The 1,047-nt window shown below is 71.3% G+C and carries 1 protein-coding gene; it reads left to right on the top strand.

What is annotated here, in order from left to right:
• Positions 1-88: 88 nt before the first annotated feature.
• Positions 89-1,047, top strand: a 959-nt coding sequence (locus ABZS58_RS51490; protein ID WP_354792178.1) for a beta-ketoacyl reductase, incomplete at its 3' end; no start/stop codon positions are given.

The following is a 1,047-nucleotide window of genomic DNA, read 5'->3' as shown; positions in this document are numbered from 1 at the left end:
GGCCGGGCCGGACGGGGCTGGGTCGGACGGGGCTGGGTTGGGCGGGGCTGGGTTGGGTGGGGTGGTGTTTCTGCCTGGCCGGGCGCCGGTGCATGAGCTGCTGGCGTTGCTGCAGGGTCTGAACGACACCGGTATGGGTGGCGATGCCGGCCTGTTCGGGCGGGTGTGGGTGCTGACCCGTGGCGCGGTGGGTACCGGTCGGTTCGACGCTCCTGCTGACCCGGTCCAGGCTCAGGCGTGGGGTTTGGGTCTGGTCGCGGCGTTGGAGTACCCCCGCCGTTGGGGTGGTCTGGTTGATCTGCCCGCGGTCTGGCCGGATACGTCGCGGGACGCGGCTGCGGCAGCGCGTCGTTGTGCCCAGGTCTTGGCCGGGTGGGGTGGACAGGATCAGGTCGCGGTGCGCGTGAGTGGCGTGTACGGGCGCAGGTTGGTGCATGCCAGGCCGGATGCGTCGCCGCGGGTGTGGGAGCCGCGGGGGACGGTGCTGGTCACCGGTGGTACCGGTGGTCTGGGCGGACACGTGGCCCGCTGGGTGGCCGGGCACGGCGCGGAGCATGTGGTGTTGATCTCCCGCCGGGGCATGGACGGGCCGGGCGTGGCCGAGCTGATCGACGAGCTGACCGGTGAGTTGACCGGTGAGTTGACCGGTGGCGGCCGGGTCCGGGTGAGTGTGCTGGGTTGCGATGTGGCAGATCGTGACGGGTTGGCCGCGGCCCTGGCCGGGGTCGGGCCGATCGATGCGGTGGTCCACGCGGCCGGGGTCGGTCAGCATGCGGTCATTGATGACGTCGATCCGGAGCTGGCGGACCGAGTCTTGGCGGCGAAGGTTGCAGGTACGCGGAATCTGCACGAGTTGCTGGTTGAGGGGTCCGGGCACCGGCTGGACGCGATGGTGCTGTTCTCCTCGAACGCCGGTGTATGGGGTGGTGGTGGGCAGGGGGTGTACGCGGCTGCGAACGCGTTCTTGGACGCCTACGCCGCCCAGCAGCGTGCCGTGGGGCGGGCGGTGACCAGCGTGGCGTGGGGTTTGTGGGCCGGGGAGGGGAT

This window comes from Dactylosporangium sp. NPDC005555 (genome assembly GCF_040605635.1).
In the GTDB taxonomy this organism is placed as follows: Bacteria; Actinomycetota; Actinomycetes; order Mycobacteriales; family Micromonosporaceae; genus Dactylosporangium.
The sequence above is the reverse complement of the archived record's forward strand: the minus strand, read 5'-3'. Positions and strand labels throughout refer to the sequence as shown.